The organism is Leptotrichia trevisanii DSM 22070, from assembly GCF_000482505.1.
GTDB lineage: Bacteria > Fusobacteriota > Fusobacteriia > Fusobacteriales > Leptotrichiaceae > Leptotrichia > Leptotrichia trevisanii.
This window is the reverse complement of the sequence record NZ_AXVL01000037.1, coordinates 1-9,656: the sequence shown is the minus strand read 5'-3', so window position 1 is coordinate 9,656 and position 9,656 is coordinate 1. Positions and strand designations below refer to the sequence as shown.

At 37.0% G+C, this 9,656-nt stretch carries 2 protein-coding genes and 1 pseudogene; all 3 read left to right on the top strand.

The window, feature by feature from the left end:
• Nucleotides 1-773: ShlB/FhaC/HecB family hemolysin secretion/activation protein (locus K324_RS0107200; RefSeq protein ID WP_036095313.1), on the top strand; the 773-nt coding region annotated here is incomplete at its 5' end.
• A 139-nt stretch (nt 774-912) separates the two neighbouring features.
• Nucleotides 913-1,236: pseudogene (locus K324_RS0107195) on the top strand (two-partner secretion domain-containing protein); the annotation flags it as partial.
• A gap of 249 nt (nt 1,237-1,485) precedes the next feature.
• Nucleotides 1,486-9,656, top strand: an 8,171-nt coding sequence (locus tag K324_RS0107190) for a two-partner secretion domain-containing protein (RefSeq protein WP_026748571.1), incomplete at its 3' end; no start/stop codon positions are given.

The window sequence follows — 9,656 nt, the reverse complement described above, 5'->3', positions numbered from 1 at the left end:
TCTATTCGGCAAATACAGTATACGATATGTATTCAAACAGTCATACATTGTCTGCTGATTTAGAAAAAATATTGTTCAGGAATCAGAAAAGCAAGGTTACTCTTGATTTAGGGATTAAAAGAAAACATAATCAGAGCTATCTTGAAAAATCTGTATTGTCTGACAGAAAACTTGCTGTTGGTACAGTAAGTCTTAATACTACTACTTCACTTTTTGGAGGAATTTTTGGAAGTTCTGTTGGGTATGAGAGAGGACTTAAAATATTTAATGCTGAAAGGGATAACGGGAAGATAGAAACTACCCCAAAGGCACAGTTTCATAAATATGATGTAAACCTTAGCTACTACAAGCCGATAACAAATAAATTTGTATATAGAGCAAATGTTTATGGAAGCTATTCAAATGATGTGCTTTATGGAAGTGAAAGACAGACAATAGGCGGAGTCGGAAGTGTTGGAGGCTATCATACAAGAGAATCTATTCAGGGAGATAAGGCTATAGAAATCAGCAATGAGCTGGCATATAATATTCCAGTTAAGAAATTTGCGGTTGTTTCTCCATATGTTAATTATGGATACGGGGCTGCAAAGTACAACAGGGATAAATCTAAATACAGGACTGGATATGTAACTGGGATGACGGCTGGAATCAGGTTTGATACAAAAATATTTGATTTTGACTTTGGATATGCAAAGCCTATGGCACATTCAGAGTATTTAAGCCCTAAGAAGCAGGAAATGTATTTTAGTGGTTCCTTGAAAGTAAGTTTTTAGATAATAACTCAAAATAAAAATAATAATTTTAATTAAAATATTTTCAATTAGTAAAAAAAATAATACAAAATTTCAAATTGCAATTAATAAGAATTTTAGACTTTTTCAATTGGTAAAAATATCGAAAGGAGATGAAAAAATGAGAGGAAAAAGTAAGATATTACGTAAATTAACTGCGGCTTTATTACTGAACGTATTCAGCTTCAACATTCTTGCCGACGGACTTCAGGTTGATCCTAATTCAAGGTACAACACAAGCCTTGACAGGGCTCAGAATGGCGTGCCTGTCGTTAATATTTCCACTCCGAATGGCCGTGGTGTAAGTATTAACGAGTTTTTAGAGTACAATGTGGGACGTGAGGGGCAGGTTCTTAACAATGCCGACAACATCGGCAGAAGCCATCTCGCAGGAATCATCAACGCAAATCCAAATCTTGGGCCAAATCAGGCCGCAAATCTTATCCACAGCAGGTGCAGGACTGGATATGTAACTGGGATGACAGCTGGGATCAGGTTTGATACAAAAATGTTTGATTTTGACTTTGGATATGCAAAGCCTATGGCACATTCGGAGTATTTAAGTCCTAAGAAGCAGGAAATGTATTTTAGCGGTTCCTTGAAAGTAAGTTTTTAGATAATAATTCAAAATAGAAATAGTAATTTTAATTAAAATTTTTTCAATTGGTTAAAAATATCGAAAGGAGATGAAAAAATGAGAGGAAAAAGTAAGATATTACGTAAATTAACTGCGGCATTACTTTTAAACGTATTTAGCTTTAACATTCTTGCTGATGGACTTCAGGTTGATCCTAATTCAAGGTACAACACAAGCCTTGACAGATCCCAGAATGGCGTGCCTGTCGTTAATATTTCCACTCCGAATGGCCGTGGTGTAAGTATTAACGAGTTTTTAGAGTACAATGTGGGACGTGAGGGGCAGGTTCTTAACAATGCCGACAACATCGGCAGAAGCCATCTCGCAGGAATTATCAATGCAAATCCAAATCTTGGGCCGAATCAGGCCGCCAATCTTATCCTGCTTCAGGTTAATGGGGCAAACCGTTCTCAGATTGAGGGATATATCGAGGCTCTCAGCAGGCAGAAAGTAAACGTAATCTTAAGCAATGAAAATGGAATATATTTAAACGGTGCAGGGACAATTAACATTAAAAACTTTATTCCAACAACTGGAAGAGTGAAGTTAAAGGACGGAGATGTAATTGGAATTGATGTCGAAAAGGGAAGAGTTGTCATTGGAGCTAATGGCTTTGATGCGACTAATACCGATTATGTAAACGTTATTGCAAAGGCTATGGAATTACAGGGCAATCTTGTTGGGAACAGGGTTGATGTAACTTTGGGGGAAAATACTGTTGACTCTAACGGAACTGTAACTTCTAAAAATGGAATAAATTCAGTTGCAATTGACGCAAGCAATCTTGGATCAATGTATGCAGGCCAAATAAAGATAGTCAGCACGGACAAGGGGGCAGGGGTAAACTCCAATGGACTTATCTATTCAAGGGACACAAAGCTTGAGATTACGGCTGACGGGAAAATCAATGTAGCCAAGATAAAGGGTAACGGAATTGAAATAAACGGGACTGAATATGCTCAAAGTGAGCTTGCAAGTTCTGACAAGGGGATTAATATTAATGCGTCTAAAATAAAATTGTCAGGGGAAACTCAGGCAAACGGGGACATCAATCTTAATGGGAACGTTGAGAACAAGTCCAACATATACACAGGAGGAAACCTGAATACGCTTGACATGGTAAATTCAGGAAATATTAATGCTTCAGGAAATATAACGGCAAAAGATTTTAAAAACTCTCTTGCAACAGTTCTTTCCGGAGGAAACTTTAATGTAAAAAACTTGGATAATTCTGGAAATATACAGGTTTCAGGAATTACAAATATTAATGGAAAATTTGATAACACAGGAGCATTGACTTCTGTTAAGCGTATTTCAGTCTCAGGAAATATAGGAAGTACAGGTAAAATACTGACAAATGAGGATTTATTGGCTAAAAATACGGTAACATCAGGGACGATTGCGGCCAAGAATCTAAGAGTGGATAACCTGACTAATGATGGGAAAATAAGCACAAATGGTGAATTAATTGCAAAAGATGTGAAAAATACTGGGGAGATTTTAACATCAGGTAGAATTTCAGGAAGTAGCCTTGTTACTTCAGGAAAGGTTCAGACTAATGAAACACTTGACATTGACGGGCTTCTTGACAACAGTGGAACAGTCGGGGCTTCAAAGGACATATCAGTTGCAGGGAACGTATTGAATTCAGGGGAAATCCTTACTAACGGGGACTTTACTTCAAAGAATATGGACACTTCTGGAACTGTAGTCTCAAATAACTTAAGAACTGGGAACCTTAAAAATGATGGAAAAATTACAGCCAATAAGGACTTGACAGCTAAGAAGGTTTCAAGTACAGGGGATATTACTGTTGTCGGTAAAATTTCAGCTGGCAGCCTGAAATCTTCAGGAGCTTTAAGAACCAATGAGGATCTTTCAGTCAATGGGAAATTTGATAATGACGGGACAGTCGAAACTTCAAAGAATGTAGCTGTTTCAGGAGATATTAACAATACTGGAAAAATACTTGCAGGCGGTAATTTAAGCGGTAGGAATACTGTTTCAGCTGGAGTTATCTCTTCAAGAAATGTAAATGTTGATGACTTGAAGAATGACGGAAAGGTTACCGCAGGGGAAAATATTACGGCTAAGAAAGTAACGAATACTGGAGATATTGCGGCAGTCGGAACAATTTCAAGTGATGATATGAAAACTCTGGGAACTGTAAAAGCTAATAAGACAATCACAGTTTCAGGAAAACTTGAAAATGATGGGACAATTGAAACTGCTGAAGATGTGAAGGTGTCTGGAAATATAAGAAATACTGGAAGAATTGCTTCAAACGGAGATTTAACCGGTAAGGACACAGTTACTTCGGGGACGATTGCTTCAAGAAATGTGAAAGTTGATAACTTAAGCAATGACGGAGTGATTGTTGCAAATGGTAACCTGAATGCTAAAAATGTTAAGAATGCTAAGGATATAACGGCTGTTGGGACAGTTTCATCTGATGACCTGGTAACGTCAGGGAATGTAAGGGCAAACAGAAAAATTACAGTTTCTGGAAGACTGGAGAACAGCGGGACTGTTGAAACTTCCAAGAACATATCAGTTGCAGGAAACATTAAGAATGATGGAAGAATTACGGCAAATGATGACCTGACAGGGAAGAATACTGAAAATAATGGAAATATCTATGTCAAGAATTTAGAAGTTAATAATCTTAAAAATACCGGAAAAATTGAGGGTATGAACCTTAAGACAGATGACGTTACAAACAGCGGGGACATTACGGCAATTGGTAAGATTTCGAGTGGAAACATTGACAATTCAGGAAAGATGCTTGCCAATGGTACAATTGATGCCAAGAATATAAAAAATGCCACTAGTTCCAGCAAAATTGCGGCTGGAAAAGGTATAACTGGAGAAAGAATTGATAATTCTGGAACATTTGCTACGAATGGAGATATTAAGGCAACAAGCTCGCTTGTGAACAGCGGAACGGTTGACGGTAAGGGAATTGATGTTGCAGGAGCTGAATTTACAAACTTAGGAAAGATAAATGGAGAAAACATCAAAGCTAATGTAGTTAATGCTAGAAATGATGGATTCATCTATTCAGGAAATGATGTTGACTTGACTACGAATACATTGATAAATACTAAGGAAATTACGGCAGTCAATAACATAAATGCTGCAAATGCCACTGTTACTAATAACGGAAAGATTGCCTCAAATAATAGAGTTCTGCTTGACAATTCAGCGATTACAAATACTGGAGAAATTCTGTCAGGCGAAATACTGATGAGAAATGCTCAAAGATTTGATAATACTGGAACAATCAAGGGGAACAATGTTGAGCTTGGCATTAACCAGGATATTAACCTTACGGGGAATCTTCACGGACAGCAGAGGCTTAAGATTTCAGGGAACAACATTACAAACAATGGGAACACTACTGGAACAGGATTAATTGAGATTAACTCAAATGACTTTACGAACAACAGGGAGCTTGCTTCCGATACAGTTGTCGTAAATGGCCGTGGGGAAGTAGTCAACAACAGCATGATTACTGGAAATAACGGAAAGATTTCAGGAAGAAATATCACAAATAACGATTTAATCGCATTTGAGAACTATCTTGAAATGAACGCACAAGGTAAGGTTCAGAACAACAAGGGAAAAGCCATCTATGGAGGGCAGACACTTATCGTCAAGGCAAACGAGATAATGAATGACGAGGCCGAAATACTTGGCGGAAACATGGATCTTAATGCCGCAAGGATTACGAACAATGTGGCTACAATCCAGTCAACAGGAAATATTACGATTACTTCAAGTGATTTTCAGAATATTGGTAGGGTTTCTAATTTAGGGAATTATGAAAAGTATTATGAAACTTGGGACGGCAGAAGGTTGTCCGAAGCTGAAGTTCTGAATGGATGGATTTATCATCATGGAGATGACTGGGATAAGAGTTCTAATGGAAGTCGTGGGAGAAAAGCACGTAGCGAACAGAGAGAGTGGCTTGAAACTTTCATAAGAGATACTGGTGGAAATTCATTGTTATTGACAAAATATCAAAATGATGCCAGAAGGGCATTAAATAACGGATACCAGAAACTTGAAAGTGAATCCGCAAGACATCCAGAAGTTGCATTAAGAGGAAAAATAGAGAGTAGAGCTACAACTGAATATGGTAAGGTTTTAGCAAGCGGAAATATTACAATAAATTCTGGTAATTTTAAAAATAGGGACAGCATAATTTCAGGTGGAGGCTTAGTCAATATTACTGCAACTAATTTTGAAAATTCAGTAACGACAGGTAGTCCTGTACAGTTACAAAAAGGTACAGAAAAATTAGAATTAGAGATAAAACGATATAAGAAAAGAAAAAGACCTAGAGTAAAAATGGTGGCTTATTTCCACAGGGAACTGACTGCAGGAGATATTGGCTATGAATCAGGACAGCCAAGCGTAATTGAAGGACAGCAGGTTATCGTAAGTGCTCCGAATATTATACAAAACCCTATCGAAGCAGGAAATGGTAAAGTATTGAATAATGGCGGAGCAATAGGAAGAACTTTATTGTCTTCAACTTCAGTTGGAATGAATAAAGGGACAAGTTCTGCCAACGGGCAGGTTCAGGCAGCAGGAAATACCTTGCTATCTAAAGTAAACAGCAGCTTTAACGGAAATTCACAGGTTAATGGGAGCACAGGTTTAAATAATCCAATAAATAATACTTTTGACAGGGCTGTTCAGATTGCAGGTAACAATTCTGGAATTAAGGATATTAAGAATACTGGTATCATAAGTGTCAATCCAATACTGGCAAGTGCAATGTTTACAGCAAATATGAATCCGTCATCAAGATACCTGATGGAAACTAGAAGCAGATATATAAACCTGGGACAGTATTTTGGAAGCGACTACTTCACTTCAAGAGTTGGATACTCCGAAATATGGGACAGGACAAGACGGCTTGGGGATGCATATTATGAAAACCAGTTATTAACTAGATCATTAGCTGAAAAGCTGGGAACTGCATTCATAAATGGAAAATCTAATCAGGAATTAGTCAAGTCAATGATAGACAATGCCGCAACTGAAGGTGCAAGGCTTGGGCTTACAGTAGGGCAGGAACTGACTCAGGAACAGATAAATAACCTGAATAAGGATATTGTATGGTATGTAACTAAGGAAGTGAATGGTATTGAAGTTCTTGCTCCACAAGTTTATTTAAGTAAAAATACACGTTCATCAATTAGTGACGACACTAGAAATAGAGTTGGCGGAATTAATGGAACATATATTGAAACTAATAATTTTGTCAATAATGGTACGAAATATGGTAATGGTGGAATGACAGTTGTTAAGGCCAATACTGTAAGAAATGAAACTGCAACAAATTTACTTTCAGAAATTTCAGGTGACCAGACTTACGTAAATGCAGTTGGAAATATTGAAAATATTGGCGGACTGATAAGTGGAAGGGACTTAGTTTCTGTGGTTTCTCAAAATGGAGATGTAATTAACAGAACGACAACCAGGGAAGTCGGGTATAACAACGGGGAACTGGACAGAACAAGATTTACTGATGTTGTATCCGTAGCTGAAATATCTTCTAAAAATGGGCCAGCATATATTCAAGGAAAAAATTATACTTCAGAAGGGGCTGTAACTGCTGGAAACACAGTAAGAATAGATGCCAGTGAAAATGTAAATATCAATGCTTTAAAATTAACTGGTGAACAGAAATTTGGCAGAAACAATGACAATTATGGAAGCTATGGATTTGTAAACCATCTGCAGTCAGCTGTAAACGGAACTGATGGAGTTATGATAACGTCAGGAAAAGATACAAATATTTCAGGAAGCCAGGTGGCTTCGCTTGGAAATGTAAATATTAATGCACAAAATATTAATATTACAAATGTCGTTAATAGCGAATCTATAGAATCAAAACGTGTCAATTCAGGATTTATAAGCACTGAAACAAAGACTAACAGTGCCTACACTGAAAGTAATCAAGGCTCTCGGATCTTTGGAAACAATGTTGTGCTGGACTCCAAGAAAGATACAAACGTCATCGCCTCAGATATAATGGCAAGAAAAGATGAATCTGGAAATGGTGGAAACATATTGGTAACTGCAGGAGATAATGTGAACATTTTAAGCGATACAACTTCACAGTCAAGCAGTTCAACAACATCAAAGACAAAAAGTATAGGTTCGCTTAATGTAGGAAACAAGGGAAGAGCTAATGGAATGGCACAAGTTATTCAAAATTCATCACACCTTTCTGCAAATGGTGGAAATATTGTTGTAAAATCAGGAAAGGATACCTTAATTGGTGCAAGTGAGCTGCAGTCAACAGAAAGTATAGGACTGGTAGCTGGAGGAAACGTTGTAGTTACAGGACTTGATGAAAAATATGGGGAAAGTTCTTCCAAGTCTAAGGGCGGAATGTTCAGGGGAGGACATCTTTACAAAGGCAGTTCCGAAAGTGAAAAGAATCAGAATATCACAAACAAGGAAAGCGTAATAAAGGCTGGAAAGGACATAGTTGTCAAGGGAGAAAATGTTGGAATTCTTGGTTCAGACTTTGATGCGGGACAGGATATAAATGTGGATGCCAAGAACGGAATTATTGTTAAGTCAAGAAATGAAGTCTACAGCAGTGAAAATAAGAAAAATGAGACAAAGGTAGGATTTTTTGCAACAGGCCATAACTTATCGTTTGAAGCAGGAATAGAAGCAAAATCAAAATCTGATGCTTCAGCGACAAGACAGATAAGACCTGATGAAAGCACATTAGTTGCAAATGGAAATATCACTCTTAAAAGTGGAGAAAACATCTACTTTGAAGGGGATGCGGCAAGCGGACAGGACATCAACCTTGACTCCAAGAACATATTTATTGCGGACTCTGAAGGAAGGGTTGAATATACGAATGAGAGCAAGGAGACAAGGGTTTCATTTGGAGTGGATATGAACTTTAATAACATACCTAAGACAGTTGAATCTTTCAAAAATTATTATAAAGGGCTAGAAAGATTAGGACATCTTGAGGATCTTGTTACCCCTATAAGAAAATTAGCTAAGGGAGATGATCTTTTAGGAGCTTTTCACGGCAGAGAAAAAGCAATAAATGGGTTTAATGACTTATTTGCCGGGCCAACAGAAGGAAGCGGAAAGGCTGGGATTTATCTTAAAGCTTCTATGGACAGAACTTCAAGCAGCGGAAATGAAGGAACAATTGAAAGAACAGGACTGACAGCAGGAAATAATATTAATATCAGAGGAACTGAAAAAGTGGGAATTAGAGGAACTGATATAAAATCATATAACGATATTAATATTCAAACAAAGAATCTTGATATTCAGGCTTCAAAATCAGATATAACTAATCAAAACAAGGCTTATGGAATATCAGGAGAAATAGATACTCTAGGATCAAATTTATCAGTATCAGGATATTATAACAGAGGTAAAACAGAAGGATACACATATAACAACGCAAAAATAGATGCAGCTAATAACTTAAATATTCAGATTGATAATGGAACAATAAGGGGTGCAAATATTTCAGCAAATAACTTAAATGTGGCTGTTAAAAATAATCTTGAAGTTGAAAGCCTACAGGATTACGAAAAAATGAGACAGATAGGAATAAATGCAAGTGTTGGAAATGTAACAGGAGAAAATAAATCCTATGGCGGTGGTGTAAATTACACAGGAAGGGATAAAAACTGGGTAAATGAACAGACTTCATTAATTGGAAGAAACAGTGTAAATGTTGAAGTAGGCAATAAGCTGACAATAGCAGGAGCAAAAATTGCAAACGAGGAAAACGGCATTGACAAAGGGAACCTAATTGTAAAAGCTAATGAAATTGAAGCACGTGATATTGTAAGCAAGGATAATTTCTTGGCACTGGATGCAAATGCAAATATCACAAGAAGAGATATTTATAGACAAGGAAGAATTGCTGAAAGATATGAAAACGATGGTGGAGCAGGATTTGCAGGAAGTGAAGTTGAAAAAGTAAGCAGAGCAACTATCGGAAATGGAACTATAGTTACTAATCAAGGCACAGTTGGTGTAAATCGTGATATATCTAAATCTGATGAAAAGACAAGAGATGTAGAAGTAAAAAGAGTCGGAATAGATTACAACGATGAAAGAAGAGAATGGGGAGAAGTTAATGCAATAATTTCAGAAAATGCAGGAACTATTGGTAAGTTTACTGATAAAATTTCCTTTATTCCACAGTTTGTTGC